Here is a 26,422-nt window from a genome sequence, read left to right on the forward strand (position 1 = left end):
CTAGGTATATCAAAAATCGTGCTGGTCATCAACAAATTATTCGTTTACCACCCGTCACACGGTCATTACCTTGCCAATCTTGCCAACATTGAATCTCTGTATACCCATACTCATTAAGCATAGACGTTACCGCAGATTTTTGATCAAAACCATGCTCTAATAATAACAGCCCGCCTGGCTTAAGCCTAGCAATACTATGTTTAATAATATGTTTTAATGCATATAGTCCATCTTCTCCACTCACTAGAGCCAACTGGGGTTCAAAGCGAACATCACCTTCAACAAGGTGGGGATCATTGGTAGCTATGTAGGGGGGATTGGCCACAATGGCATCGAAAAGTTGATGAGGTGTTATATTCTCAAACCAATCGGAGTGATAAAAATAAACGTTCGATAATGCTAATCTTGCCGCATTTTCTTCCGCAGTTTGCAAGGCACCTGGGCTGCAATCGCAAGCTGTAATTTTCCATTGTGGTTTTTCTGAGGCACAAGCCAAGGCAATAGCACCACTACCAGTTCCCAAATCAAGAATTTGTGCCTGTTTATTGTCGGCCAACAATGTTAGAGTAAGTTCAACTAAAAGTTCAGTTTCTGGTCGCGGTATTAAAGTGTCTTCACATACCTTTAAAGGTAAAGACCAGAATTCTCGTGTTCCCGTCAAGTAGGCAATAGGCACGCCCTCCAGTCGTCTGGCAATTAAACGTTGAAAGCTTTGCCACTGAACTTGCGTTAGTGTTGCTTCAGGGTATGCATAAAGATAGCTTCGATTTCTTATTAAAACATGAGCAAGCAGGATTTCGGCATCCAGACGGGCACTGCTACTGCATTGTGCTAATTGTATGGATGCTTGTTCCAAGGCTTGCTTAATCTCCATCATATTGTCCGAGTTCAGCAAGCAATTCGGCATGATGTTCGCGCTGTAAAGCATCAATGACGGGCGACAAATGACCTTCCATTACATCTGTAAGTTGGTATAACGTGAGATTAATTCGATGATCTGTAAGTCGTCCTTGAGGAAAATTATAAGTACGTATTCTCTCCGAACGATCCCCCGTCCCGACCAGCGATTTTCGCGTGTCAGCTTGTTGTTGGCGCTGTTTGCTTTGTTCAGCATCTAACAGTCTTGTTTTTAATAGGGCCATGGCTTTAGCGCGATTTTTGTGCTGGGAACGCTCATCCTGACATTCAACAACCACACCTGTTGGTATATGAGTAATACGAATAGCCGAGTCAGTTTTATTAACGTGCTGACCGCCAGCACCAGAGGAGCGATAAGTATCAACACGTATTTCGTCTGGGTTAATTTCGATATTATCGATTTCTTCCACTTCGGGTAAAATTGCAACGGTACAAGCAGAAGTATGAACACGACCCTGAGATTCCGTCTCAGGAACTCGTTGTACGCGATGTGCGCCTGATTCAAATTTTAATTGCGAATAAACGGATTGCCCCGTAATCCGCGCAATAATTTCTTTATAACCACCATGTTCTCCATGGCTGGCGCTAATAATTTCGACTTGCCATCCTTGAGTTTCAGCATAGCGATGATACATACGGAATAAATCACCGGCAAAAATTGCCGCTTCATCACCACCGGTTCCCGCACGAACTTCAAGGTAGACATTACAAGTATCATCTGGATCTTTAGGAATCAAATGCCACTGGAGTTCATCTTCCAATTTTTCGACATCTTCTCTCGCGTTAGCAATTTCCTCGTCTGCCATAGCGGCTAATTCTTTATCACCACCGGCCAGCATTTCTTGCAAGGAACTGACATTGTCACGTGCTTTGATGTAGGCATTATAGCAGTTGGCTATCGGCTCCAGCTGGGCATATTCTTTTGATAAATTCTTAAACTGATTTTGATCAGCAATAACAGAGGCTTCAGAAAGTAAACGACTCACTTCTTGAAACCGCTCAAGCATTTGCTCAAGTTTTAATTCAAGCGATTTTTTCATATGGAAACTGGATCACTAGATGGATTAAATAAGTATTGTGCTAAATCAAGTAATTCCTCACGGCCATCCCAGGCAGCTTGACGTAATCCAACAGTGGGATGATGTGTTAATTTATTGACTAAGCGCTCGCAAAATTCATGCAGTACCATAGTTTGATTATAGCCTGCTGAAAGTTTATCCTGGGCTCGCTGTAATTCTTTCTGCGCTAAGTCTTGCATGTAACTGCGGTAGTCACAGATCACATTCTTTGCTCGTAAAGAACGGTGCCAACGGATAAAATTGTCAAGTTCACTCTCAATTAGTTGCTCAGCCTGAAGGGCTGCCTCACGTCGTTCATCCATTCCTTTTTCAATAAGCAGTTGCAAATCATCGATATTATAAAGATGAACGGCATTTAATTCGGCCACATTCGCTTCGATATCACGAGGAACTGCCAAATCGAGGAAGAACATGGGCGCATGTGCTCGCTTGCTTAAGGCATGCTCAACAAGACTTTTATTGATAAAAGGAAGCGGACAGGCCGTTGCTGAGATAACGACATCGGCTTGAGATAGATGTTCAGGAATATCACCAATCGCCAAAGCCTGACCATCAAATATGGCGGCAAGCTGTTTTGCATTTTCAGTTGTACGGCTGGCGATTAAAAATTGTCTAACGCCTTGTTTATGCAAATATTTAGCAACCAAGGTGGATGTTTCACCTGAGCCTATAATGAATACTTTCAGGGCGCTGTAATCTGAAAATAATTTACCAATTAATTGCACTGCAGCATAAGCTATGGAAACAGGATTAGTACCAATGCCACTGCGGCTGCGAATTCGTTTACTCGCGCTGAAAATGTATTCAAAGACATGACGTAAATTTGTTTTCACTGCGCCTAACTTACAAGCCTGTTGATAAGCCTGCTTCATCTGACCAAGAATTTGTGGTTCACCAAGCATCATTGAATCAAGACCACTCGCTACCCTTAAAGTATGACGTATCCCTTGAGGGCCATGATGCATATAAAGGTAGGGAGAGAGTAGTTCGGGAGCAAGTTGATGTTGCTTCGCAAGCCATGGAGCTAAGCTTTCGGGGTCTTCTGTATCGCAATAAATCTCCGTGCGGTTACAAGTCGACAAAATAGCGGCTTCATTCACTGCAGGTAAATCAATGAGATTATGAAGCAAAGCCTCTTGCATAGACAAAGGCAGAGCGACTTTTTCACGCACGTCTAATGGAGCAGTTTTATGATTTAGGCCGCAGGCAACAAACACCATAGATTTTTTCAAAATGGCAGCAGAATAATCTTGGAATTGTAAACTATTAGCGTCGGAATTTACAGACTTTGTACCGATGAAAAAGAATACGAAAGTAAACTAATTGTTCTTAAAAAGCTCAAGTCCTTTTATTTTTAGCCGCTAACATGAATAGGGCACGTTGTTCAGGAACGCTCTCCTGATAAGGGAATGCAGATGGATATCATTTTCCAAGGCCAGCATAATAGTGAAGAGGCTGCTGAAAGTTTATTAACAGTCCTGAGATTATTTAAAGAACGTTATAATATTGGCCAATTTCGCGAAATGCATCTTACAGTAACATTGGTTGATGAGAGTGGTGATGAGGTGGAGCTTGTGGATAGCGAAACATCTCGAACTTATCGTACCTTTGAGGTTTATAGAAAAGGTTATGAACTTGGAGGACGACGAGGCGAGCCTTTGCTACATCTCGTTGTTGATAATACAAAAATAAAGAAGTGAGATAATGAATGTTATGGGCCATACTGGCAATACTTCTAACTCTTATTTTGGTTGTAGGTATTCATGAAGCAGGTCATGCGCTTGCTGCACGAATTTTTGGAGTAAAAATTCAGAAAATTTCTATTGGTTTTGGTAAACCGTTAGTCTCATGGAAAACCAAATCTAATCAAGAGTGGGTATGGGCTTTATGGCCCCTTGGAGGCTATGTTCAATTACTCAATTCCCGTATTCAGCCTGTTCCTCCAGAAGAGTTTCCAGTGTGCTTTGATAAAAAACCCATATGGAAACGATGTATTATTTTGCTTTCAGGTGCACTCGCTAATTTAATCACTGCTTGGTTGGCATTAACGCTACTGTTTTTAATCGGCTATCAACAAACCCCACCACTGGTGCAATCGGTAAAAGCAGATAGCATTGCAAGCAGTGCGGGTGTTAAACCGGGAGACCGTTTTATTAGTTTAGCTGAGCAAAATGTAAATTCCTGGCAAGAAACAGGGATGAGGCTTATCATGCTTCTTGGTAAAAAGAATGTCCCTGCAGTGATAATAAATAATCAAGGTCAGTTAAGGTCAGTGAATTTTGATTTCTCCCAGTGGCGATACCAAAGAGGGATGTCCTTGCTGCAGAGCTTGGGAATTGAGCCACAAACAGACCTCCCTAAAGAGCAAATAAACGGTGAGTCTATCATTAATGCGTTTTGTCACGCTGTAGTTAAGTCTATGCAATTACTTTCTTTTTTCCTGACCATGCTTAAACAGATAGTGACTGGAGTTTTGCCTTTTGCAGTTTTATTAGGCCCTATTGGATTATTTTCAGCATCGGTTACTTCTTTTTTCCAGGGTTTCACCGTATTTTTATATTTTATCGCGAATTTAAGTTTGGCGGTCGGTCTTGTGAATTTATTCCCCATTCCTGGGTTAGATGGTGGTTTAATTGTCTATGCATTACTCGAAAAAATTCGGGGGAAACCGATTTCAGTGCCCATGGAAATTCTATTCCATCGTCTGGTTACGATTATTTTTATTGTTTTGCTTGTTCAACTTATTTTAAACGATATAAAGCGTTATCTGCATTAAAAGCTAGCCCCAGTCATTATCAATGGGTCAAGCAATTGCCAAACATGTGATTCTAAAGGCAACTGCATCCACAATCAGGTATGCAACTAATTTTAAAAATGACCAGAATGCTGCTGCTAGTGCAGTAGTAGGTTGGGTCATTTGAATTAACCAGGTTCTCTTCTCATTTTGGCGAATTAAAATTGGTATGTATCGTTTGTTCATCCTGAGTATCTGCCAAGTTCAAAATAAAGTGGGTAGTCGTTGTTTTGTTTAATGCGTTATAAATTCCGACCGCTACTTTCCCAAAAAAACCATAAGCAATAGGCTGTCTTCGATGAGAACAACAAATCTCCCAATTGCTGATGCCATTGGTTGTGTAACTCTTCCATGATTCAATAATTTCACGAATTGGAGTTGTCGAATTTTTGAGCATTCTGGTCGTAAGATTATCACATATCAAGGTTTCAATAAAAAGTAATTGCATCATATAATTTAAAGCCCTAATAACACATTTAAAATTTTATATTTTTTGATAATACGGTATTAAAGCTATACTCGTAGTATTGGAGACTTGGGTCTTTTATATCTCAAAACAACAAACAATTTTGGTGTTTTTTGTTAATCCTTAATTAAAGGATGGAACCTGTGCTTGATTTTCTTCTTAAAAACAATTGGTTTTCTTTAATGCAAGATATTGGATGCGATAGAGAGATTGCTCAAAAATGGTGGGGAATTTTAAAGCATCAATATACTCAAAAAAATCGTTTCTATCACAACTTATCTCACATTGACTATCTAATCACCTTATACACCGATTATTATCGTTTTCTAAAGCTTCCTCATCTGGTTTTATTAAGCATCTGGTTTCATGATGCTATTTATCAAGCGACTGAGAAAAATAATGAAGAGAAAAGTAATGATTTCTTTTTAGATTTTGCAAAGGAAAGCCACTTAGATAACGAAGATACTCACCGAATTTCTAATTTTATCTTGGCTACCAAAACACATTTGGTTGATTCATCGTTGCAAGATGAGAATGATTTGTTATTTTTTCTTGACTTTGATTTGGCAATTCTTGGTGCGTCTGCAGAAGAATACAAGAACTATGTGCAGCAAATCCGTTTGGAATATAAGCATTTAACGCTAAAAAAATTTTGTTTGGAAAGAATAGAAGTTTTAAAGAGTTTATTAGCGATGCAGTTATACAAGACTGAAGTACTTCGTGAAAAATATTTAAAAAGTGCACGATATAATTTATTAAATGAGCTTAGAGAACTTAATAATCAAATTAACATGTTCTAGCACAACACCAAATGTCAACTCGCTCCACTCCTTGTCTTTTAAAAAGCTTTGCTAATTCATTTGCAGTACTGCCTGTAGTTAATAAATCATCTACTAAAGTAATGTGACGATAAGCGTTATTTTTTATTTCAAACGCATGACGCAAATTATTTCGACGTGCTTTTCCGTTGAGACTGACTTGTGCGGGAGTATGCAATATTTTTTTACACAAATTGAGTTCGCAAGGTATTTTTAATGTTTTTGCCAAATGTTTGGAGAATTCTGCAGCCTGATTAAATCCTCGTTCACGCAATCTTTGAGGATGCAAAGGGACAGGAATAAGACATTGAGTTTTGGTCTTTTCAGTGGGTAAGGCAGAGAGAATTAGCTGTACTAAAAACTTTCGTAAATAAAGTGCGCCATTGTATTTGTACTGGTGTAAAAGGGTGCGTAAGGGTTCTTCAAATTGATACATTACAAAGGCTTTATCAAATGCAGGTTTTACTTTAGCGCACTGACCGCACACTAAAAAATCTTTATCAGGTAGAGGGAATGCGCAGTATTGGCAAGCATGACCTAATGGCTGCAATAGAGTCATACAGTTTTTACAAACCGCACAGTTTTCACGATGATACTGAGAACAGATAACACAAGCAGATGGGAAACGTAACATGTGTGTTATACTGCTTATTTTGTAGCGCACGAAAGTTGGCTTCCTTGTAATTATTTCCTTTTCCATGATGAATTTGAATTTAGAAATTTGCAATACATTTAATAAGCATGCTACCGAATACCAACAAGCTGCCAAGATACAACATGAAATTGGCCAGCGATTATTCGAACGCCTTGATTATCTCAAAATTAATCCTCGTTATATTCTGGATTTAGGTTGTGGGCCTGGATTGTTCTCATTTCATCTTAAAAAGAAATATCCTCAAGCCGAAATTGTCGGTTTGGATTTAGCCAGAAATATGCTCTTGGAAGCGAAGAAAAAGCAAGGTTGGTGGCGTAATAAATGGCCATTGATTAATGGCGATATGACATCGCTCCCATTTGCAGCTGGAACCTTTGATTTAGTGTTTGCGAATCAAACGATTCACTGGGCTCAACCTTTATCTTCCGTAATACGAGAATTAAATCGAGTTATGAATGTTAATGGTTGTTTAATGTTCTCAACATTAGGGCCTGATACATTTAAGGAATTAAAACAAGCATGGCAAGTTGCTGATCAGTATGCGCATACGAACGAATTTGCCGATATGCATGACATTGGGGATTGTCTTTTAAAAGAGCGATTTCTAGATCCAGTGGTTGACATGGAATTACTAACTGTACATTATGGTAATTTAAAGAAGTTATTAATCAATTTAAAAGCACAGGGCGTACGTAATATTAACTCCAAACGCAATGAAGGCTTAACTGGGAAAGAAGCTTGGCAAGTTTTCGAGGAAGCTTATAAAGCATTGTGTACAGTCGAAGGCAAGTATCCGCTCACCTATGAAGTCGTTTATGGGCATGCATGGAAAGGGGAGCAGCGTGTTGTGGGTGATGGAACAGAAACATTAATTCCTATTTCTCAAATTCTACGACGTCCTGTTTCAAAATAATTAAAATTGTAACTTCTTAACTTGTCATTCCAGGCCGGTTTTAGAGGTGTTCAGAATGTCAGTTTGTTTTATACTGTCTATCTAAAAGCGCTATAATCTAAATGATCCGGGAATACTATTTTCTAGCATCTAGGAGTTCTTATGGAATTTGTCAGTCGTTATGTTTCTCATCAACCTGATGCCAAAGGTATGGTTAATTATAGCAGTGAGGAGCATCGCATTTGGCAATTACTTTATGAACGCCAAATGAAAATTATTCCTAACAGAGCGTGTAATGAATTTATTCAAGGCGTGGAAAGTCTTGGATTGTCTTCAGAGTGTATTCCTCAATTACCTGAGGTAAGTGGTCGACTTAAGTCACTAACAGGTTGGGAAGTTGCTCCTGTCGCTGCCTTAATTTCAGCGCGCGAATTTTTTCAATTATTAGCAGAAAGACGTTTTCCAGCCGCTACATTTATCCGTTGTGAAGAAGAAATTGATTATGTCCAGGAACCTGATATTTTTCATGAGATTTTCGGCCATTGCCCCATGTTAACTGATCCCGTGTATGCGGATTTTGTTTGCAATTATGCGCGCAAGGTTTTAAATCTAACGGAGGATAAATGGCCGCTTTTGCAGCGGCTTTTTTGGTTTACTGTGGAGTTTGGTTTAATCAAAACCTCTGAAGGATTGCGAGCTTATGGAGGTGGTATTTTATCCTCTATCAGTGAGACACCTTATAGTGTTGAAAGTGATATTCCCATGCGTGTGCTGTTTGACCCTGTTGTTGCCTTTCGCATGCCTTATCGTATTGACATGTTACAACCCGTCTATTTCGTTATTGATAATTACCAAATGCTTTATAATTTTGTCGAAGCAGATATTATGAAATTTCTTGAGCGGGCAAAAGAATTGGGCGAATACCCACCTTTTTTCGCGGTTGATGAAAATAATCCCAGTATCCATATTTTGGCGTGTTAGCGCGCCAAAATATGAGATTTCCATGCGCTGTTAAACTGTGAATTCTTATTAATCGACTATAATCAGGAATGGACATTATTACTCTTTTCTAATCATGCTAAAGAATCAATATGTTGAGAAGTGCTTAGCAAATTAACAGGGAATCACAGTTCCTGAATGATTAAAATCAGTACCAATTGTAATGCCTGATTAGTCTTGCTAATATCGATGCATGTTTTGTGTTCATTGGCTAAACGTCAAGGAGCCATCGTTTGATAAAAGTTCTAATTGTTGATGACCATGCCCTGGTAAGAATGGGGATTCGACGATTACTTGAGGATCTATCGGATGTTGAAGTAGTTGCTGATGCTGAAAGCGGTGAGCAAGCTTTGACATTGGTAAAATCTCATAAGCCTGATGTAGTCTTGCTTGATATGAAAATGCCTGGAATTGATGGCTGGGAAGTGACCAGACGGCTTAAAAAATCTAATCCTCTAGTGAAGGTGATTGCTGTGACTGCTGTCTGTGCAGAGCCGATGCCTACTCGCGTTCTTCAATTGGGGGCGATGGGCTATTTAACCAAAGAGTCTGGTGCTGAAGAAATGGCCGCGGCGATTCGTAAAGTGGCTAGAGGCGAGAAATATTTAAGTGCGGAGATCGCACAAAAAATGGCTATCAATAGCCTTGAAGCAACACAAGACTCTCCTTTTGATCTGCTTTCAGAACGTGAAATGCAAGTCATGCTAATGATTACCAGCGGTATGACTGTGCAAGATATTGCAGATCGATTATTTCTAAGCTCTAAAACAATTAATGGCTATCGCTATCGAATGTTTGAAAAATTAGGTATAAAAAACGACGTTGAGCTTACTTTCCTGGCAATGAAACACCGTGTCATTGAACAACCCAATGATGCATTACATGATGAATAATCATTCCTTGGAACAATAAATTTTTACATCAGTTTTATACAATTGGGGTCAGGATGACCCAACAAACATTAGCAAATCCGCATCGCTATTAAATTAACTTAGAATGAATATTAGAGATTAAAGGAATGGACTATAATAAGTTGTTAATGCCTTGTGATGTCCAATAGAAGTTGTTCGTGATAATTAATAATGAGTGTTAATAATTTAAGTGCAATTATAGCTAATCTCACTAGCGAACCTGGTGTTTATCGTATGATAGACAAAGAGGGTACTGTCTTATATGTGGGTAAAGCAAGAAATTTAAAAAAACGTGTCAGCAGCTATTTTAATAAACAAAATGCTGGTGCCAAAACGCGCTCGCTGGTTAATCAAATCGCTTTCATCGAAGTGAGTGTGACTCGCAGTGAAACAGAAGCACTATTACTTGAAAGTAATCTCATTAAAACGTTACGTCCTAAATATAATGTCTTACTGCGTGATGATAAGTCGTATCCCTATATTCATGTAAGCAATCATGCTTTTCCACGCATGGAGCTTTACAGGAGCAAAAAAAAGCCGCAAAAGGGTGAGTTTTATGGTCCATTTCCCAGTGTGGCAGCGGTGCGAGAGACGTTAAGTACTATTCAAAAGACATTTAAAATTAGAAACTGTCGCGATAGTTATTTCAATGCACGATCGCGTCCCTGCCTACAATATCAAATTAAACGTTGCACGGCGCCTTGTACGGGGTATATTTCCCAAGAAGCTTATAAACAATCGATTAATGATGCTACACGATTTTTACAAGGGAAATGTCAACTAATCCTTGATGATTTAGCCAAACGCATGGAGCGAGCCGTTTGTCGTTTAGATTTTGAAGAGGCGGCTGTCTTAAGAGATCAAATTAAAAGTTTGCGTTTAATTCAAGAGCAGCAAAGTGTAGTCCAATTACGAGGGGATGCTGATGTCATTGCTATTGAGACACAACCTGGTTTTGCTTGTATTCAGTGTGTGACTGTACGGGATGGTCATGTTATTGCAAGCCAAAGCTTCTTTCCGTCCGTACCGCAACGCCCATTTTTAGAAGAAGAGCAATCTGAAAATGATTTATGGCAGCAGGTTTTTGAAGCGTTTGTTGCTTTTTATTATATGGATACTCCAGAGCGGATTCCTGCGCTCATCGTAACTAACCAAAATTTTTCAGAGAAAGACCCCCTGGAAATGGTATTGAGTCAATTGCGAGGTAAAGGATGTCAAATTCAAACTAACCCTCGCGGTGTGAAAGCACGTTGGTTAGATTTTGCCACTAATAATTTACGTTTAGCGATAGCAGACTATGTGGCCTCTTCGGCAACCATGAAGAAACGATATGAAGCCTTAGCCGAGCTGCTACATTTCAACACAGTAATTACTCGTATGGAATGCTTTGATATTAGCCACACCCAAGGCGAGGAAACAGTGGCTTCGTGCGTGGTGTTTGATGCTGAAGGTCCACGCAAAAATGAATATCGCCGCTTTAATATTGAAGGTATTACTAAAGGTGATGATTATGCAGCTATGGAGCAAGCCATTACGCGTCGTTTCAAACGTTTATTACAAGAGCAACGTTTACCTGATGTGCTTATTATCGATGGAGGAAAAGGTCAGGTAGCTGTGGCAAAACGAGTGTTTGAGTCGCTTGCCATTGAGAGTGTAGTATTGTTGGGTATTGCTAAAGGACCAGATAGAAAAGCTGGATGGGAACGATTAATCTTGGTGACTGAGCAAAAAGAGGTCAGCTTACCTGCTGATTCACCTGCATTGCATTTATTGCAGCATATTCGAGATGAGGCTCACCGATTTGCAATTACAACCCACCGCAAAAAACGTCAACATGCTAGTTTTGAATCTTCACTTGAAACAATTGAGGGCGTCGGGCCCAAAAGGCGGCAAGCTTTGCTGCGCCGATTTGGTGGCCTACGTGAGCTTGCGCGCGCACCTGTGGATGAAATAGCTAAGGTAGGCGGTATTAATGAAGAACTTGCCAATCGAATTTATCAACATTTTCATTCCTGATGATTTTTCTTTGATTAATATAAAAAATATTAATTATCATATAGATATCCTCTTCTCTTTGTTTGTTTTTATTTGAATCATAGAGAGTAGCTTATTGCCTAAACTTTTTTAAAAAATGACCGAAATAGCATTTAGATGTAAAGAATTGTAATTTATGCATACTTCTTGCATTACAAAAATTACTTTAAAGATTAGGGGAATCACGATGAAGAAATTATTAGAAGTGATTGCACTCATGGTACCTGCATTTCTGGTTAATGCCACGAGTTATTATGGTACTGCTTTGTGCGCATACCCACAGTATGAATGCATTAAAGTCTCCAGCGGGCAAACATGGGAAAAGCTTTTCCCCGATGAGCAGCAGCGTGACATTGTGCAACGCCTTAATCGATCTTATAACTACCTTTGGGCTGGTAAAGAAATTGTTGTACCGCGCAATTTAGCGCAAAAAACAATTTTCGATTTTTCTCCTTTCCCCTTAAAAATAGATGCGGATGGTGAAAAACAAGTTATTGTTGATCAGGATAAGCTTGCCTGGGCGGCTTATGATCGAGACGGCCGTTTGGTGAAATGGGGGCCTATCTCTTCTGGTAGCGATAAATGTTCTGACAATAGTGCTCGCACTTGCAGAACCATTACAGGTATCTTCCATTTCTTTAGCAAAGAAAACGAAAAATGTCGTTCCGGGGTTTTCCCCATCGGTCGCGGTGGTGCCAAAATGCCCTACTGTATGTATTTCCATAAAGGTTTTGCCTTACACGGTGCCCAAGATATTCCTGGTTATCGTGCAAGTCATGGTTGTGTGCGGATGTTTACGCAAGATGCGGAATGGATGAATCATAACTTTGTTGAATTATCCAACGAGAAAAATCATTTTATGGGAACTAAAGTGATTGTTCGTCCCATTATGGCCACAGCAAGTGAGAAGAAATAATGAAAACAAACACTAAAACCACTTTAAATAGTATTTTTTTAGTATCTTTCTTGTGTACAGGGGCTGGTAATGTTTTGGCTGCCAAAGAAGCTAAAGAAGTTGAGGACAACAGAAATCCACTCGGTTGCTATGATACTGGTTATCAATTTGACCTGAAAACTCTCCATCTGTTTCCTGGAAAAGCAGGCGAAATACAATCGATGTATTTCTTGTTTAACTCTTTAAATCAAAAGGTTAATCTGTACCAGATGCGAGATGAAGAAAGTTCTCGAACAATGTATATGAATCATACAATTCAACCTGGTCAATGGGCAGTATTATCGACTAGCGAGAAAAAAGTGAAATTTATTTGTGCTGTTCCAGACGGAAAAGAAGAGTATGGAAAAATTGTAGATTGTGCTGATAGCGTTCGTGTATGTGAATATACCAATGTTCGTTACGGATTAAACAATCGGGGCAATTACTGGATAGTAAACAGTAATACTAGAAGTGGCGCACTCAGGGAAGTCGTTCATTACGGAATTATTCCAGCGCAATAAGCCGCTCGCAGCGGTAACAAAATATAGAGGGGAATTAGCCATGAAATCATACGTACCATGGTTTTATCTGGTGGCAGCTACCGGCAGCCAATTGGCTTATGCAGTAGATGGCTTGGAAGCTTATCGTCAAGGTAGTTATTCAGTGGCTGCCCAGACACTCGTCAATCAATCAGATAAGGATCCCGTTGCGAATTATTATCTTGGTCGGATGCGCCTGTATGGCTATGGTGAATTAAAAAACGATATTTTGGCATTGCGCTACTTTGAACAAGCTGCAGAAAAAGGTGTGTTATCAGCACAACTGTTACTTGCACGGTATAATTTAATTCAAGTCAAAGATCCTGAAAAAGCATTATTTTGGTTTAAAAAGGCCGCTGCAGCGGGTGATTTGAGTGCACAGCTTTATTGTGCTGCTGCTTATATTAATGGTTATGGTTCTAAAGAAAGTCCAGACATGGGCAGACGCTATTTCATTGATGCTGCCAAACGTGGCGATGCGATTGCGCAAGCTACTTTAGGTGAGTATTTCCTTGAAAGTCGCGATTCAAGAAATAAGAAATTAGGGTTAATTTGGTTAAATAAGTCAGTTGAACAAGGTAATCCCCGGGCTCAATTAAGACTAGCAGAGCTTTATTTGAGTGGAGGTGTTGTCGCTCGTGATGATAATAAAGCCTATGAACTACTTAACAAAGCAGTGGCACAAAATTATATCCCTGCCATGATAAAATATGGAGCAATAGCGGCTCAACAGAATGATTTTGAGAAAGCAAGGGCTTGGTACACTAAAGCTGCAACAGCAAATGATACTCAAGCTGAAATGGCTCTGGCTAATCTCTATCTTGATGACAAAAGCAGCCTCTACAATCCAAAAACTGGGTTTATGTGGATGTTGCAAGCAGCCCAAAGTGGTTCTTCCCTAGCACAAGAAGCATTGTCTAAAATGTATCAGGATGGAACCGGTGTGGCTGCTGATCAACAACTGGCGAATCTTTGGCAACAAAAAGCAAAAGAAACAGCAGCCCACGAAGCCAAGATTAATCCAGGCATTGAAGTTTCAAAATGGTTGAGTAATGGTCAATCCAGTAATTTCGAGATGCAGGGTTATCGATTAGGTGGAATTTTTAATGCCTGGCAAAATCCACGGGCTTTAAAAGAAAACAATTACAACCCAGCGCCTCAAATGGAAGAAGTTACACGAGCTGAATTGTATAGGCCCAATTTTGAAATGATGCAACCTAAAGAAATTGCTATTAGCGATTATTTTGATGTCATTGCGCCAGCATTAAACCCTGATGATCAATCCGGCGCTTTTGCTTTCCCTCGCTATCCTTTAGATCCTCAAATTGAAGCTTTGTTAAAAAATGAATCATTGGCATTAACGCATTCCCCAAGAGTGTCTATGGTGGATGAAGGATTACCGTATCCAACCTCATCTGATCCATCACAGCCTTTTGACTATATAAACCAAATGATGAATGGTTGGCAACAACAGGCGAATTATCAAGCTGTGCTAAGTCAAATGTATGGTAAGGCTATTTTAGGAGAGTCTGCTGCCCAATTTGAATTAGGACAACTGTATCATTATGGGGTTATCGTAGCTAAAAATATTCCTCAGGCAATCACCTATTATAAATTGGCCGCTCAGCAGCAAGATGTTAGAGCTGAATATAATCTTGGAATTTTGTATTTAGGTGGATTAACGGATCCTGTTGATTATCAGCAAGGTATTAACTGGTTAATGGATGCTGCATTTAAAGGGAATGTTAATGCACAGTATGTATTGGCGCATATTTATGAAAAAGGGTTCAAAGATGCCGCCGGTAATCTGGTCCTGCAACCAAATCCACAGCAAGCAATGTCAATGTATTATCTTGCCTCTTCTAACCATTATGGTCCAGCTCAATATCGACTGGCTGAATATTTAGTCAAACAACAGCAAGGTGGATTAAGTGTTGCTGCTAAAAATAATCGTACCAAGTTAATTAAACGCTTGTATGAAGGTGCAGTGAAAGAAGGGGTCGCTGAAGCGAATTTACCTTTGGCGTTTTACTATGCAATGGATGAAGACAAGAAAAAACAAGCGCAAGCTTTGGAAGTCGCCAAGAAGGAAGCAAAAACCGGCAACAGTTATGCAGCCCTTCTTTTAGGGATTATGTTTGAAAGAGGTATTGCCGTACCTGCGAATAATGTTGAGTCCATGTATTGGTATCAACAAGCCGGCTCAAATTCTGTCAATAACTTTATCTTGGGAACTTATTACACAGAAGGGAATGGGGTTAGCAAAGACCTTCAAAAAGGAAAAGCATTGTTGCAGCAATCAGCTGATGCTGGTTTCTCTTATGCAAATTTAAATCTCGCAGTTTTAAAACACGATATGGGTGAAAATTTCCTTTCAGAATTGGATAAAGCACGCCAATCAGGAAATAGCACTGCAGGGTTATTATTAGCGGATTATTACCTATCTCAAGCCGCAGATCCGGAGAAGTTACAGCAAGCTAGAGATATTTATCAATACTTTGCTGAAAAAGGTGATAAAGATGCACAATTAAAATTGGCCTTCCTTTATGAAAAAGGATTAGGCGGGCAGCCTGACACCCAGCTGGCAACACAGTGGTATACGGCTTCAGCTGACCAGGGCCAACCCGTTTCACAATTTTTACTGGGTCGCATGTATCAGTTAGGTAAAATTGGTAATGCACCGGATTATGAGCAAGCGAAAAAATGGTATTCCGCTTCACAATCCAGTTATTCTCGTTCTTCTGTAGCACTCGGATTTATTTATGATACGGTTGATGATGACTACTCACTCGCGTTTAAAAATTATGAGTTAGCTGCGCAGAAAAACGATAAGATAGGTCAATATAATTTAGCTTTAATTTACGAAGATGGTAAAGGCATGCCAGTGGATTACGCCAAAGCTAGAGCTCTTTTCGGGAAAGCTGCGGAGTTGGGGCACAAACAATCCATGACGCAGCTTGCAGAATTATACTTTAATGGTTTAGGTGGTTCTCGAGATGAGCAACAAGCCTTGCATTGGTATAAAAAAGCTGCAGCATTAGGGGAAAGTGATGCTTTGTATCAGCTGGGCTTGCTCTCTGAAACAGGCGTTGCAACAAAACTTGATTTTTCCAACGCAGTTAATTACTACCAGGAATCTGCTAATAAAGGGAATGACAAGGCAAAATTGGCTCTTGCAAGAATGTATCAATATGGCCTGGGTGTGGTGAAAGACAGCCAGAAAGCCGTTGAATTATACATTGAGCTCGCTGCAAACAATAATGCCTATGCACAATACCAGCTAGCTTTATTGTACTTGGATGGAGCTCAGAAACCTGAAGAGGGTAAAAAATTGCTTCTCCAGGCGAGTGCAAATGGAAGTCAACAGGCACGCAAAACGTTGCAATGGCTGGATGCTCAACAACAGGATAGATTAAGCTTTATTGAGCCTGTTATGATGAATCAAATGCCAATCCTGGCCGGACAATCCGCTAATCTGATGTATTTTGATGCATTAAATGAGTGGAATCGTGGTGATGAGACATTATCGCGCATGATATTAAATAGAATAATGACTCAGTTCCCCCAATACATTCCTGCCAAACGTGCCTTTGAGCAATTAAACCAAGATATTAATTCCCCAGCGCCGCTGAATGTAAGTATTGCGCACTAGGATTGGAGACTTTTTTGCAGCTAAAATACCGCTTTGTTTGCGGTATTTTAGCTTTCTGTTAAATGTATTTTTAAATAAGATAGTGCTGTGAGATAGAAAAATATTTGACTCTTTCAGTGCCATCAATATTATCTAACCAAGTAAAACTAGAGCGTGAAAAGGTTGAACAGATGACTAAAAAATTATTATTTCTATTGCTTGTCGTTAGCACAAGCTTATTAACTGCCTGTTGGACTGTTAAATCGGGACAAAAATCAGGGATCATTGTTAAAGTTGCTAAAGAAGGTCGCTATTGGGGAACCTATGAAGCAGAGTTAATACGTGGTGGACTGGAAGATGCTACAGGAGCAACCGGTCGAGAGTTTCATTTCACCATAGGTCAATTTAAATCGGATTTAGTCGAGCGAGCTGAATTAGCGATGCAAAATAATAGTCATGTTATTGTTTATTATCATTGCGAAGAATTTGTTGCACCATGGCGAGGAGAAACCAAGTGCTTTGCAGATGATATCAGGATTTTAGAAACCACCAAGAAAAAGAGTGCGCCAAGTGGCAATAGCCAACAATGAAGGTTTACAATCAAGTTGGGTTTAGTGTAATTGTTTACTACAAGCAGTTTAATGCTCTCGCTCACTACAAGTAGTGAGTGGCTACTACGTCCCGCGGCTTGTCCGCGGGACGTAGTAATAAGGGAATAACCAAAAACTGACGATCCTTTTCAGGTCGTCTGGCCCAATTTATTCAAAAAAATCAAGAAGACGAGGATTACGCGCTAATCCGCAAACAAAAACCTCAGGAAGACATTCCATAATCAACAAAGTCTTATAGAGCATGGTTGAATTTAAAGGAACCCGAACCGAATAAACCAGTTCGGGTGTTTACGGACTAGAGCGACGGAAAAAGCAGGAATTAAGCAGCCATCCCTTTAACTCGGGCAATTAGGCGGCTTTTAATACGAGCAGCTTTATTTTTGTGAATTAAACCTTTATTAGCAGCTTTATCAATAACAGGTTGTGCTTTAGCGTAGGCAGCGCGAGCGGCTTCTTGATCGCCAGCTTCAACAGCTTTTACAACGTTTTTAACGTAAGTGCGATACATAGAACGTGCACTGGCATTATGCTGACGCAGTTTTACGTTTTGACGAGCACGCTTGATCGCTGATTTAATATTTGCCACTTAAAAATCTCCACTCATTTCAGATGTCACAAAAGACGGTGATCATGCACAATGTATCAGAATTTGTCAATATAGACAGGGACTAATAACAACATCCAACTCACTGCCTCAAATTTTTAAATTATAGCCTGAGTAAAAAGAAATTGCATGAGAAAATTTGCTATCCAGCAATATTTTCTAATAGCAGAATACATAAAAAGCCAATAAAAAAGCAGGCTGTGATGAAAGGAGTTTCAATATCATGCTCATGCGCTTCGGTTAGCAGTTCTTCTGTGACCAAATAAAGTAGGGCTGCGACACCAAATGAAAGGATACCTTCGGTGATAACAGGAGCCAGGCGAGACAATAAAAAGGCACCAAGTACAGCACCAACAGGGATTAATAGAGCAAGGAGCAGGGTTAATACTAATCTAACTTTTTTTGTGACGTTACGCTTTCCAAGTGTTGCAGTAGTAGATACACCTAAAAAAAGAATTTCTATGGCAAGAGCAATAGCAATTAATAATCCCCCACGTGCTCCTGCTAAAAACGCAATACCAATTAAAATGCCATCAATAAATAAATCGATGGCTACAGCACTGACTAAGCCTAATGAAACACCGGATTCATTGACCTCATCTTCCGATAGCTGATTTGCCAGCATTTTAAGAAACAGCATGCATAGAACGCCAAGAGAAAAACCGATAATTAGAGCGAGAGTAGACTGATTAATACCTAGTTGGGGGAGAAGCTCTTTGGCTACCGCAGCAAAGACAACGCCAGCAGCAAAATGTTGGGTAGCGCTTGTTACTTTGTTACCAGGTTGGTAAAAACTGGCAATTGCTCCACCAAGAATCATGCTAAAAGCAGCAACAAGAGAATAGAGTGCAATAGAAATGATGGATGGGGTCATAAAAAAAATCCTTTTCAACTGGTTATTTAGCCAAAGCTATCTTCCCATGCTGTTGCGAATTTATATCACCTCATTATAAAAATCCAGCGACTAGGGTATCATAGGGAGCATTGCCAGTTTTTTTATTTATATCATGTCTGCGATTGAAACAATGATACCTAAACGACAAAGTCTTTTACGCTCTACAACACTTGTGTCAGCAATGACTTTAATATCTCGGCTAGTAGGTTTTGTTCGCGATATGGTGATTGCTCAATTATTTGGGGCACAAGCAGGGATGGACGCGTTTTACGTAGCCTTCAGAATCCCTAATTTTATGAGACGTTTATTTGCAGAAGGGGCTTTCTCGCAAGCATTTGTTCCCGTTTTGGCAGAATACCAACAACAACGTTCTTTTCCTGAGGTGCGGGAGTTTATCGGGCGTGTTTCTGGTCAATTAGGTGCAGTCTTATCCTTGGTGACGGTGATTGGGGTTTTAGCAGCTCCCGTCATTATTTGGCTTTTTGCGCCAGGATTTGGTGAGAGTAGCATGCGCTCGGTACTTGCCACAGAAATGCTACGCCTGACCTTTCCTTTTTTAATGCTGGTTTCCTTAACAGCAATGGCAGGTGCTGTTCTTAATACCTATGGCTATTTTGGTGTACCGGCATTCACTCCTGTCTTATTGAATATCAGTATGATTCTTGCAGCCCTCTATTTGTGCCCGAATCTTGAGCAGCCTGTTGTTGGTTTGGCATGGGGGGTGCTAATTGCAGGAATTGCCCAATTGTTATTCCAAATACCCTTTTTGTATCGCCATAAATTACTCGTCACCCCTAAAGTGGGTTGGCATGATCCAGGTGTTAAGCGTGTTTTAAAGTTAATGGTTCCGGCATTGTTTGGTGTTTCAATCGCCCAACTTAATTTAATGGTGGATTCTATCTTTGCCTCGTTCTTGAAAGTCGGTAGTGTGACTTGGTTATATTACACCGATCGATTGACCGATTTTCCTTTAGGCGTATTTGGTGTTGCAATTGCCACGGTTATTTTGCCTCATTTATCAAGGCGTCATGCTGAGCAAAGCACTGAAAAATATTCACGTGCACTCGATTGGGGGCTGCGGTTAATCTTGTTAATTGGTATTCCAGCAGGTCTGGGATTATCGATGTTTGCGATGCCTTTAATTGCTGGTTGTTTTGCCTATGGAGAATTCTCAGCCTATGATTTGATTCAGACGCAAAAAAGTCTTATTGCGCTTGGTTCTGGAGTTCCTGCGTTCATGATGGTGAAGGTACTTGCCTCCGGGTTTTATGCACGCCAAGACATTAAAACACCGGTTAAAATCGGGGCATTGGCCATGTTCGTAAACAGTTTGTTATGTTTATTATTCATTTGGTCCCTGGCTCATGCCGGACTTGCATTAGCCTCGGCACTGGCAGGCTATGTGAATTGTGGTATTTTGCTAATTTTATTAATCCGCCGAAAAATTTATCTACCTTCCCCAGGTTGGCTCAAATTTACGTTGCAATTACTACTAGCGAATGCGGTAGTTGCAGCGTATTTATTTGTAATGGTTGGAGATATAGAGGATTGGTTAGCCAAGTCGGCTTTGTTACGTTTATCGACGCTGCTTGGTCATGTAGCCGTCGTTGTCATTCTTTACTTTGTGAGTCTGCGATTACTAGGGGTGCGTCCGGCGCAGTTTCGCGGTCAAATGAAGGAGTAGTTATGCACGCCAATTTATTTTATGAAACCAGCACTGATAAAGCATTGCCACTTGTTTTAATTAGCCAAAAGCAATGGGAGCAAGGAGTAGAGAGTTTAACTCCAGCTGAACGCAATTTTTTCTCACTGCAGCAATTCAAAGCAAAGGCAGGGGAAATTTGTTTAATCATGAACAGTGACGGTGAGCTAGTTAAAGCTTACCTTGGAACTGGGAATCAAGAAGATGCTCTTGCACTTGCGTGTGCTGCTTCCCGATTGCCAATATCACGTTATCAGCTTAAAGAAACTGTACCGCAGCATGCGCTTGCCGCATGGGCTTTGGCACAGTATCGCTTTACCGCCTATAAAAAGCAGGAAATTACTCCCAATATCCTGGTTGTTGATGAAGCAAATCTACCCAATATATTGTCAGACGTGGAAGCTATTTTTCTTGTACGTGATTTAATTAATACACCTACGAATGATTTAGGACCAGAAGAACTTGCAGCGATTGTTGCTGATTTGGCAAAAAAGAATAATGCGACTTTTCGACAATGGGTCGGCACTGAACTGATTAAAGACAATTTCCCTGCTATTCATGCAGTAGGACGTGCTTCCGCAAAAGCGCCTAGACTTATTTCTTTAACCTGGGGGGATGAAAAACATCCCAAGGTTACTTTAGTGGGTAAGGGCGTTTGTTTTGACAGTGGGGGGTTAGACATTAAACCTTCAACAGCTATGCGTTTAATGAAAAAAGACATGGGGGGTGCCGCTCATGTGATGGGTATAGCGCAATGGGTTATGCAGCAACAGTTGCCTATTCGTCTACAGATTCTTATTCCAGCGGTTGAAAATGCGATTGGACCTGATGCCTTTAGACCGGGAGACATCTTAACGATGCGTAATGGTTTAACCGTCGAAGTGGATAACACGGATGCAGAGGGACGCTTAATTCTTGCCGATGCTATTGTCAAAGCGTGTGAAGAGCAGCCTGAGTTATTAATCGATTTTTCGACCTTAACGGGCGCGGCACGAGTTGCTGTGGGAACCGAAATTGCGGCACTGTTTAGTAATGATGACAAACTTGCTCAATCCCTAGGGGAGGCTTCTCAGAGTACTAATGATCCTGTATGGCGTTTACCCTTGTTTGCAGCGTATAACAGTATGCTTGATTCGACACTTGCAGATATAGCCAATGCCAGTGCCTCGCCTTATGCAGGAGCTATCACTGCAGCCTTATTCCTACAACGTTTTATTCCTGCCTCTGTCTCATGGGCACACTTTGATATCATGGCTTGGAATGTCTCTTCAAAACCTGGTCGGCCTGAAGGTGGAGAAGCAATGGGACTTCGTGCGGTTACCGGCTATTTGACAAAAAAATACGGCAGGAAAGACTATGTTTAATAGTGATAACTTACTTTTTAAAAATTCATATATTAAGCTAATGTGCTAGATTCCAAGATTGTATTGGGCAGATTTTTGTCTTTACTAATACATATCATGAATTTGTAGCAAGTAAATTTAACAATCTGATTTCGCTATTTAGAAAGCGAGCAAGATAAAGGTTTTTAGGTAAACTTTATCTTGCTTTTAGTGATTAAGATTGAGAACTAATAACAAGACCAGTAGCAAGACAAACTACTCCAGTCACCGCAATTCCGATCTCTTGCTTATGATTCCATAACTTAGTAAAAAATGAAGGTTGATATTTTGGCTCATTACTGCTTTTTTCTTCCTGAATAGGAACTGCAGATGCAGCGGTTTTGTGAGGTATCTCTGAGTCAGTGGCAGCTGAGGTTTTTTGAGTGTTCATAATTGCCTTCGGTGCAAAGAAGGGGCATTTACTAATAGCTTGAGTTGATATTCTGTCTTTTGCTTTTTCTTTATTAACAGGCTTTACTTCAGCCCTTACAATAGTGTCCATCGGAATTCGCAACGACTTTGCCAATTGGGGATTCAGGTGCGCAATTAAGGATTGAAGTCCAGCATTGATTCCTCTTGACCCTGCTGATTGAGCACTAGTTAAGGGGTATTCTTGTAATTTTAAACCTATTTCATACAAAATTTTTAACCCATGCGTTAATTGCTCAACTTCCTTGGGAGTAAAATGAGACAATGCCTCTTCGGTGCTAACTCCAGGTTTTGCAAGACGACAAATTAACTCAGGTAATTTATTCAAACCTAGATTTTTACGTAAAATCTGTAAAACAGGTTCGCAATAATCAAACTGAGTACCAGCAATGATTTTACCCTCTTCTTTGGGAAAACTTCCTGTAACAACAGTTAACTCGTTAATTATTCGTTGAGCGGCTTCCTTATCTAAAAGATCAGATAAAAGATTGAAAAAATCACTCTTATCTTTTGAACGAATTGCTTCTGGTAATAATTGCTCCAGTATCATTTCTTCAGCGACTAACAAGGCAGTAGCTAATATGGCTGCGACATGGCTGCTGGTATTAAAAGAAGGACTAACCAAATAGCCATTAACTTTAGCGTCAATAAAATCACTATGGCTATTAATAATTTCACCATCATCAAAAGGTCGAAAAATAGGTTGGTTTTGGCTGTCTTTCATATCAAAAGCATAAGCAATCGCCTTTAAGTTGTTATAAATTACCTCAAAATTATTTGTAAACCTTATGGGTAATACTGTTCGTTTACTTCGCGGCTGACTCACACGTAAAGGTTGCACCATTTCATCTTGCAAAGCCCCCACCAGAAAATCATCCACACAGGAAGGATCTTCTTTTATGGCTTTTTGCATACGATTGATAAGGAGGTGCTTAGCAATGGTCGTGGGTCAAAATTGTATTTTTGTAAGTAATCAAAAATGACATACATCGCATTAAAGGCTTGGTTTTGAATAAACAAACCTAAACCACTGCTATTAACAAGGTTACCTGCTTGTAAGATTTTTTGTTGTGCAGGGCGTTTTTCATAAAACCCACCTTCTGAAATTGCTGTCACGCGAATGATGTCTTCCGTTATTTCTTGTGGCAACAACTCTCCTGTTTGATCATGAACAATCCAACCTAAAGGTGCAAATTTTTCATGTTCAGGTGTAGAAATAGCAAGTCCGTTAGACTCATTGGTGTATTCTTGCATGTCATCCATATAAAATCCAAGCTTGCTGATTTGGGAAATTTCCAATTTCAAACCAAATTTAGAAAATACTGAGTCAACAGGTTTTCCAGATTCTCGTAACTCTTTGTCGATACCTCTTCGAACAGTAGGGCTAACGGTAGAAGGACAAGCTATATAAATGAATCCTTGTTTGGTTAGTTCATAACGCATATTTCGGCCGACATTCCATACTGGGGCGTGAATAATATCCCATAGGGCTTGTTCGCCATAAGTCGTTTGTTTATTCACATGCACCAAAGGCTGCGCTCTTTCGTTTAATAATTTTGAACGACCTAAGGGTAGATGGCTTGCAAATTCTAAAGATTGACCAACCGCTTTTGAGCTCGAGACGTCAGAGCCATCAAAGAACATATCAACCTCATCATTTCCATGTGCAGGTCGTTCTACAGGGTTGTTAGAGTAATCAAATTTTGCGACTTGTTGTAATAATCCAGCACGTTGCCCCTGCCCTAAATGAAACCGGATTACTAAAGCTCCAATGTTCTTGAAGCGTTCAGCGAAAGCCTCGAGTGGGCTTAAGTCTGAATTAAAATCAAGATATCCGTTTTTATCAAAGTGTGCTTCTCCATAGCGAGCCCCTTGATAAGACAAAGTAATCCCTTGATAAGATTTTTTGTCTTGCTGAATTTGTTCATAAATGCTTGATAGAGATTTCATAATAATCACTTAATGCAAAAAATAACCATATTACATCATGATCATTAAGGATAAATTAACAGCCAACATTGCTTCATAGAGCCATAATGCTCTTGAGTTGTGAATGTAAAATAGGCTGTAGATTCGTTTGTATTTGCATTCCCAGGGGGAGAAGTATTTAATTTCAGACGCATTAAAACTCAAATGCTATTGGACAATAGAAACAGTACTAGTCGATGTTGTGTGTGTACAACTCGCATTGATAAGCGCGGTATTCCTTGTAATTTCTTCGGCTTAATTCCTTGGCAGTTTCGTCATTAACTACAATTTCCATCACTCGTTTAAAACGCTTGTAAAACTCCGGAATGTTGGAATTTAAATTCAACAAGATGTCAGAATAGCCTCGGGGTTCGGCTTGATAGCCAATTTGTATGGGCGGCGGAGGTTCAGGGCCTTCACCCTGTAAGTTATGGGGAATGAAGCTATTATCTTTAAATGTCCAAAGCAATTCATCCAGCTGATGAGCGTCTTTTTGTGACTCGCAATAGACAAAGACTCGATGACCACGTAAATAGGCCTTTTCAAGAAGACGGCACGCTAAAAGCCAGCGTGCAGAATCCTCTTGACCACTTAATAAATAAAAATCAACGCGAATTGCTGGCATGTCGTAACAACTGAACAAGTAAAGGAACAGGGCGACCAGTAGCATTGCGTTTTTTGCCAGAAACCCAGGCAGTTCCAGCAATGTCTAAATGTGCCCAGCGATATTTTTTTGTAAAACGTGACAAGAAACAGGCGGCAGTAATTGCACCGGCAGCTCTATCAAATGAAGCATTAATCATATCAGCCATAGGACTTTCCAGAGCTTCTTGATAATCTTCATACAAAGGAAAACGCCATGTTTTATCGCCACTTTCTTTCGCGGCCTCTAAAATTTGCATAGCTAATGGTTCATCGTCAGTCATAAAGCCTGTAGTTACATAGCCCAAGGCGATAACCATTGCTCCCGTCAAGGTCGCAATATCAATCACAAAGGCGGGATTAAGCCGTTCTGCATAAGTTAATGCATCTGCTAAAACAAGTCTTCCTTCCGCATCTGTATTTAAGATTTCGATAGTTTGCCCTGACATAGAGGTAACAATATCACCAGGTTTTACAGCGGAACCGCTGGGCATATTCTCAGCACTGGCAATTAGACCGATAACATTGACAGGTAATTTCAATAAAGCGCAAGCCTTTATTACACCAAAAACACTGGCAGCACCTGACATGTCATATTTCATTTCATCCATGGCATTGGCAGGTTTTATAGAAAGACCACCTGAATCAAAGGTAATTCCTTTCCCTACCAGAACAATAGGAGAGGTATCACCGCCACCACAATAGTTAATCTCGATAAGTCGTGGCTCTTGAATACTACCTTGTGAAACAGCTAGTAATGCCCCCATGCCCATCTGACGCATTTCTTCCTGGCATAAAATCGTCGCCGTCAAATGCTCATGTTGTCTTGATAACTCCATAGCTTGCTCGCCAAGATAAGATGGAGTACATATGTTCGCTGGCATATCTGCCAGAGTTCGGGTGTATTTTACGCCTTCAGCAATAGCTTTAGCTACATTTATGGCGGTGGCTGTAGCCCCGGCCAAATGGAATTGAATCGTTTCAAGACGATAAACTTTATTATTAGTGGTTTTAAATGCTAAAGATTGATAAAGGAGTGCATCAATTTGTAATAGCATTTGCTCAATCTGCCAGTCAGGCTCATGATGGGGGAGTTTTGGCATACAAATAGTTACAGTCGCAAGGCGTTGCTTGATAAGTACGGGAACTATCTCATTTAAATATTTTTTTAAGTCTTTGCTATTAAACTCGGATTTTTTACCGCAGTTAATTAACAGCATACTATGCTTATCAATATCGGCTTGCCAGGTCCAATCCCCTTTTTCAGACAATTTGGAAAATAACCGACTGATGAGACCTTGATGTTGCTTATCTAAAGTTTTAGAAAAATCACTAAAATCTTCGTCTGCAAAAAGTCCTAAAACCAAGCAGTCACTGGCTTTTAGAGTAGGCGTTTCAATAAGGCCATAGTTCATTTTTACTTCCTATCTTGAGTAAAAACTGTTAGTTTACCTAGGGTCATCCTGCTATTCTACCTGCAAATATAATTTAAGAGTAGGATTATAGCGTTAACAAATAG

Annotated in this window: 24 protein-coding genes; 13 read left to right on the forward strand and 11 right to left on the reverse strand. The window is 40.0% G+C overall.

Annotated features, from left to right (window positions below):
- Positions 1–28: 28 nt before the first annotated feature.
- Genes prmC through hemA form a run of 3 tightly spaced genes read right to left on the reverse strand, consistent with a single transcriptional unit; the run spans position 29 to position 3,217 of the window.
- The gene (prmC, locus tag LHA_RS03835) at positions 29–877 is read right to left on the reverse strand and encodes a peptide chain release factor N(5)-glutamine methyltransferase (protein ID WP_045105362.1); all 849 of its coding nucleotides are present in this window, start codon (positions 875–877) and stop codon (positions 29–31) included.
- A complete protein-coding gene (gene prfA, locus LHA_RS03840; protein WP_045105363.1) occupies positions 864–1,958 on the reverse strand; it encodes a peptide chain release factor 1 in 1,095 nt (364 codons plus the stop codon). The genes prmC and prfA overlap by 14 nt, the downstream gene beginning before the upstream one ends.
- Positions 1,955–3,217, reverse strand: a complete 1,263-nt coding sequence (gene hemA / locus LHA_RS03845; RefSeq protein WP_045105364.1) for a glutamyl-tRNA reductase — start codon at positions 3,215–3,217, stop codon at positions 1,955–1,957. The genes prfA and hemA overlap by 4 nt, the downstream gene beginning before the upstream one ends.
- A gap of 195 nt (positions 3,218–3,412) precedes the next feature.
- Here hemA and LHA_RS03850 point away from each other — a divergent pair, with 195 nt between their 5' ends.
- Positions 3,413–3,697: a hypothetical protein gene (locus LHA_RS03850; RefSeq protein WP_045105365.1), complete on the forward strand. Its 285-nt coding sequence runs from the start codon at positions 3,413–3,415 to the stop codon at positions 3,695–3,697.
- 8 nt (positions 3,698–3,705) lie between these two features.
- Positions 3,706–4,773: a M50 family metallopeptidase gene (locus LHA_RS03855; protein ID WP_045105366.1), complete on the forward strand. Its 1,068-nt coding sequence runs from the start codon at positions 3,706–3,708 to the stop codon at positions 4,771–4,773.
- Between the two features lie 163 nt (positions 4,774–4,936).
- On the opposite strand, the gene LHA_RS03860 is transcribed toward LHA_RS03855, so the two are convergent.
- Positions 4,937–5,242, reverse strand: coding sequence for a hypothetical protein (locus LHA_RS03860; RefSeq protein WP_045105367.1), 306 nt, complete (start codon positions 5,240–5,242; stop codon positions 4,937–4,939).
- A gap of 158 nt (positions 5,243–5,400) precedes the next feature.
- Here LHA_RS03860 and LHA_RS03865 point away from each other — a divergent pair, with 158 nt between their 5' ends.
- Positions 5,401–6,057 (forward strand): HD domain-containing protein, encoded by a 657-nt coding sequence (locus tag LHA_RS03865; RefSeq protein WP_045105368.1) that lies wholly within the window; start codon positions 5,401–5,403, stop codon positions 6,055–6,057.
- Here LHA_RS03865 and LHA_RS03870 read toward each other — a convergent pair.
- Complete coding sequence (locus LHA_RS03870) at positions 6,044–6,739, reverse strand: ComF family protein (RefSeq protein WP_407927331.1); 696 nt, start codon at positions 6,737–6,739, stop codon at positions 6,044–6,046. The two genes, LHA_RS03865 and LHA_RS03870, sit on opposite strands and share 14 nt — an antisense overlap.
- 37 nt (positions 6,740–6,776) lie before the next feature.
- Between LHA_RS03870 and bioC the strand changes: the two genes are divergently transcribed.
- From bioC to LHA_RS03910, 8 genes are all read left to right on the forward strand, one after another.
- On the forward strand, positions 6,777–7,643 hold the full coding sequence (gene bioC / locus LHA_RS03875) for a malonyl-ACP O-methyltransferase BioC (RefSeq protein WP_045105369.1): 867 nt from the start codon (positions 6,777–6,779) through the stop codon (positions 7,641–7,643).
- Positions 7,644–7,784: 141 nt separating this feature from the next.
- Positions 7,785–8,603, forward strand: coding sequence for a phenylalanine 4-monooxygenase (phhA, locus tag LHA_RS03880; protein WP_045105370.1), 819 nt, complete (start codon positions 7,785–7,787; stop codon positions 8,601–8,603).
- Between the two features lie 251 nt (positions 8,604–8,854).
- A complete protein-coding gene (letA, locus tag LHA_RS03885; protein ID WP_045105371.1) occupies positions 8,855–9,514 on the forward strand; it encodes a two-component system response regulator LetA in 660 nt (219 codons plus the stop codon).
- A 189-nt stretch (positions 9,515–9,703) separates the two neighbouring features.
- Positions 9,704–11,548 (forward strand): excinuclease ABC subunit UvrC, encoded by a 1,845-nt coding sequence (gene uvrC / locus LHA_RS03890; protein WP_045105372.1) that lies wholly within the window; start codon positions 9,704–9,706, stop codon positions 11,546–11,548.
- A gap of 205 nt (positions 11,549–11,753) precedes the next feature.
- On the forward strand, positions 11,754–12,482 hold the full coding sequence (locus tag LHA_RS03895; RefSeq protein ID WP_045105373.1) for a L,D-transpeptidase: 729 nt from the start codon (positions 11,754–11,756) through the stop codon (positions 12,480–12,482).
- Entirely contained in the window at positions 12,482–13,021 is a 540-nt protein-coding gene (locus LHA_RS03900) for a hypothetical protein (protein ID WP_045105374.1), read from the forward strand. The genes LHA_RS03895 and LHA_RS03900 overlap by 1 nt, the downstream gene beginning before the upstream one ends.
- A 40-nt stretch (positions 13,022–13,061) precedes the next feature.
- Positions 13,062–16,691 (forward strand): tetratricopeptide repeat protein, encoded by a 3,630-nt coding sequence (locus tag LHA_RS03905; protein ID WP_045105375.1) that lies wholly within the window; start codon positions 13,062–13,064, stop codon positions 16,689–16,691.
- Between the two features lie 170 nt (positions 16,692–16,861).
- Complete coding sequence (locus LHA_RS03910) at positions 16,862–17,260, forward strand: hypothetical protein (protein WP_045105376.1); 399 nt, start codon at positions 16,862–16,864, stop codon at positions 17,258–17,260.
- Positions 17,261–17,600: 340 nt separating this feature from the next.
- Here LHA_RS03910 and rpsT read toward each other — a convergent pair whose 3' ends face one another.
- Positions 17,601–17,867 carry a 30S ribosomal protein S20 gene (gene rpsT / locus LHA_RS03915; protein ID WP_045105377.1) on the reverse strand — a complete coding sequence of 89 codons (267 nt, stop codon included), beginning with the start codon at positions 17,865–17,867 and terminating at the stop codon, positions 17,601–17,603.
- A gap of 160 nt (positions 17,868–18,027) precedes the next feature.
- Positions 18,028–18,759 (reverse strand): ZIP family metal transporter, encoded by a 732-nt coding sequence (locus LHA_RS03920; protein ID WP_045105378.1) that lies wholly within the window; start codon positions 18,757–18,759, stop codon positions 18,028–18,030.
- Positions 18,760–18,892: 133 nt separating this feature from the next.
- Here LHA_RS03920 and murJ point away from each other — a divergent pair, with 133 nt between their 5' ends.
- A complete protein-coding gene (gene murJ / locus LHA_RS03925) occupies positions 18,893–20,464 on the forward strand; it encodes a murein biosynthesis integral membrane protein MurJ (protein WP_045105379.1) in 1,572 nt (523 codons plus the stop codon).
- 2 nt (positions 20,465–20,466) lie between these two features.
- The gene (locus LHA_RS03930) at positions 20,467–21,846 is read left to right on the forward strand and encodes a leucyl aminopeptidase family protein (RefSeq protein WP_045105380.1); all 1,380 of its coding nucleotides are present in this window, start codon (positions 20,467–20,469) and stop codon (positions 21,844–21,846) included.
- Between the two features lie 193 nt (positions 21,847–22,039).
- Here the strand turns inward: LHA_RS03930 and LHA_RS17480 are convergent, their stop codons facing one another.
- The 4 genes from LHA_RS17480 to LHA_RS03945 form a co-directional block, all read right to left on the reverse strand.
- Positions 22,040–23,206, reverse strand: coding sequence for a hypothetical protein (locus LHA_RS17480; RefSeq protein WP_052673573.1), 1,167 nt, complete (start codon positions 23,204–23,206; stop codon positions 22,040–22,042).
- Positions 23,191–24,243: a hypothetical protein gene (locus LHA_RS17485; RefSeq protein ID WP_052673574.1), complete on the reverse strand. Its 1,053-nt coding sequence runs from the start codon at positions 24,241–24,243 to the stop codon at positions 23,191–23,193. Before LHA_RS17485 ends, LHA_RS17480 begins: the two co-directional genes overlap by 16 nt.
- Positions 24,244–24,451: 208 nt before the next feature.
- Positions 24,452–24,886, reverse strand: a complete 435-nt coding sequence (locus LHA_RS03940; RefSeq protein WP_045105381.1) for a DNA polymerase III subunit chi — start codon at positions 24,884–24,886, stop codon at positions 24,452–24,454.
- Positions 24,867–26,318, reverse strand: coding sequence for a leucyl aminopeptidase (locus LHA_RS03945; RefSeq protein WP_045105382.1), 1,452 nt, complete (start codon positions 26,316–26,318; stop codon positions 24,867–24,869). Before LHA_RS03945 ends, LHA_RS03940 begins: the two co-directional genes overlap by 20 nt.
- Positions 26,319–26,422: the final 104 nt, after the last annotated feature.

It is taken from the genome of Legionella hackeliae (assembly GCF_000953655.1).
Lineage (GTDB): Bacteria > Pseudomonadota > Gammaproteobacteria > Legionellales > Legionellaceae > Tatlockia > Tatlockia hackeliae.

Bases quoted from the DNA above. Each gene is read 5' to 3' on its own strand.
- uvrC (WP_045105372.1), top strand. From the start codon at position 9,704: ATGAGTGTTAATAATTTAAGTGCAATTATAGCTAATCTCACTAGCGAA.
- phhA (WP_045105370.1), top strand. From the start codon at position 7,785: ATGGAATTTGTCAGTCGTTATGTTTCTCATCAACCTGATGCCAAAGGT.
- prmC (WP_045105362.1), bottom strand. From the start codon at position 877: ATGATGGAGATTAAGCAAGCCTTGGAACAAGCATCCATACAATTAGCA.
- LHA_RS03910 (WP_045105376.1), top strand. From the start codon at position 16,862: ATGACTAAAAAATTATTATTTCTATTGCTTGTCGTTAGCACAAGCTTA.
- murJ (WP_045105379.1), top strand. From the start codon at position 18,893: ATGTCTGCGATTGAAACAATGATACCTAAACGACAAAGTCTTTTACGC.
- LHA_RS03920 (WP_045105378.1), bottom strand. From the start codon at position 18,759: ATGACCCCATCCATCATTTCTATTGCACTCTATTCTCTTGTTGCTGCT.
- LHA_RS03860 (WP_045105367.1), bottom strand. From the start codon at position 5,242: ATGATGCAATTACTTTTTATTGAAACCTTGATATGTGATAATCTTACG.
- LHA_RS03900 (WP_045105374.1), top strand. From the start codon at position 12,482: ATGAAAACAAACACTAAAACCACTTTAAATAGTATTTTTTTAGTATCT.
- bioC (WP_045105369.1), top strand. From the start codon at position 6,777: ATGAATTTGAATTTAGAAATTTGCAATACATTTAATAAGCATGCTACC.
- LHA_RS03895 (WP_045105373.1), top strand. From the start codon at position 11,754: ATGAAGAAATTATTAGAAGTGATTGCACTCATGGTACCTGCATTTCTG.
- LHA_RS03855 (WP_045105366.1), top strand. From the start codon at position 3,706: ATGTTATGGGCCATACTGGCAATACTTCTAACTCTTATTTTGGTTGTA.
- LHA_RS03945 (WP_045105382.1), bottom strand. From the start codon at position 26,318: ATGAACTATGGCCTTATTGAAACGCCTACTCTAAAAGCCAGTGACTGC.
- LHA_RS03850 (WP_045105365.1), top strand. From the start codon at position 3,413: ATGGATATCATTTTCCAAGGCCAGCATAATAGTGAAGAGGCTGCTGAA.
- LHA_RS03905 (WP_045105375.1), top strand. From the start codon at position 13,062: ATGAAATCATACGTACCATGGTTTTATCTGGTGGCAGCTACCGGCAGC.
- LHA_RS17480 (WP_052673573.1), bottom strand. From the start codon at position 23,206: ATGCAAAAAGCCATAAAAGAAGATCCTTCCTGTGTGGATGATTTTCTG.
- prfA (WP_045105363.1), bottom strand. From the start codon at position 1,958: ATGAAAAAATCGCTTGAATTAAAACTTGAGCAAATGCTTGAGCGGTTT.
- LHA_RS17485 (WP_052673574.1), bottom strand. From the start codon at position 24,243: ATGAAATCTCTATCAAGCATTTATGAACAAATTCAGCAAGACAAAAAA.
- LHA_RS03940 (WP_045105381.1), bottom strand. From the start codon at position 24,886: ATGCCAGCAATTCGCGTTGATTTTTATTTATTAAGTGGTCAAGAGGAT.
- LHA_RS03930 (WP_045105380.1), top strand. From the start codon at position 20,467: ATGCACGCCAATTTATTTTATGAAACCAGCACTGATAAAGCATTGCCA.
- hemA (WP_045105364.1), bottom strand. From the start codon at position 3,217: ATGGTGTTTGTTGCCTGCGGCCTAAATCATAAAACTGCTCCATTAGAC.